Here is a 1,172-nt window from a genome sequence, read left to right as displayed (position 1 = left end):
GGCCTTTTCGTAAGTCGCACCATCTTCTTGGCTTTCAATCAACAAAAAGGCCCGGGTTGCCCCGGGCCTCTTCGGCCGCTGCTGCTGTTGCTGCGGTGCTCTTAATAGGTGCCGAACTTGAAGTTCAGCTTGGCCCGGGCGACGAAGAAGTCCTGCTCGTCATCGCCCCGCGGCAGGGACACATCGACTGGCGGTCCGCCCACCGGAGTGAAGGTCCCGATGCGGCCGTCGTTATCATCGTCCTGATCGATGCTGACCCACAAGCCTTCCAGACCGAAGGTGACCGCCGAGGAGCCAAACCAGTTCACCGGCAGAGCCCACTCGACACCACCGCCGGCCGTCCAGCCGGTGTTGTTGTCCGTATAGGCCAGACCACCCGTGGCGTAGACCAGGAAGCGGTCGAAGGCGACACCGGCGCGCAAGCGCACCGTTCCGAACCAATCGGCCGAGTCCTCGAACTCGCCAGGCACGAAGGTGCCGGCAAAGCCCGGGCCCGGGACGAACACCGCGTCATTGTCGTCGGTAGCGATCCCCTGGATGTCGGCCTCGGCACCGATCACGAACGAGCCGATCTGATAGTTATAGCCGATCTGACCGCCACCGAGGAAGTTACCGTCGTTGCCATTGCCGAAGTTCAGCGTGCCGGCCAAGCCAGCCGGAATGCCAGGGCCGCTCAGAACCACGGTTTCGTTATCATCGTCACGCCAACCCCAGCCGAGGTTGCCACCGACATAGAACCCGGTCCAGGTGAAGACCGGAACAGCCGCCACAAACGGGGCCGGCGGAGCCGCGCGGAGCGGGAGATCGGCGGCAGAGGCAGTCGAGACAGCCGCCGATGCGAGGGCTGTTGCAGCAAGCAGGCCAAGAATACGATTTTTCATGAGCTTTCATCCTGGGTGCGAGGAGGCACAGGGGGAGAGTACGGTGCTATAAGCAAGACGAGCTATAGCAAAGATGCAACACTGCGTAGCTTTACATATTTGCGTCAGTATTACTGCCATGAATACATGTCTATGATCTTACGACTGCTTCAGGGAATTTGACTCAAGCGCGGCGGCATGCCCTACTATGCTCGTTTTCGGAGCAGTCCGAAGGCGAGGAGAAGAACTCAACCCTGCCCCGCAACGGGCAGGGTTTTTTGATGACACACTCGCTTGGACCATTACGCGCGA

At 60.4% G+C, this 1,172-nt stretch carries 1 protein-coding gene; it reads right to left on the bottom strand.

The annotated features are described in order from the left end of the window. Window positions 1-101: 101 nt before the first annotated feature. The gene (locus ACYVOK_RS35605) at window positions 102-881 is read right to left on the bottom strand and encodes an outer membrane protein (RefSeq protein WP_460667023.1); all 780 of its coding nucleotides are present in this window, start codon (window positions 879-881) and stop codon (window positions 102-104) included. Window positions 882-1,172 lie beyond the last annotated feature (291 nt).

This window comes from Kribbella swartbergensis, from assembly GCF_054784135.1.
Note: the sequence above shows the minus strand (reverse complement) of the source record. Positions and strands in the feature narration are given on the sequence as shown.

What these genes read in the sequence shown, in the direction of transcription:
- ACYVOK_RS35605 (WP_460667023.1), bottom strand. Translation starts at nt 881, where the DNA reads ATGAAAAATCGTATTCTTGGCCTGCTTGCTGCAACAGCCCTCGCATCG.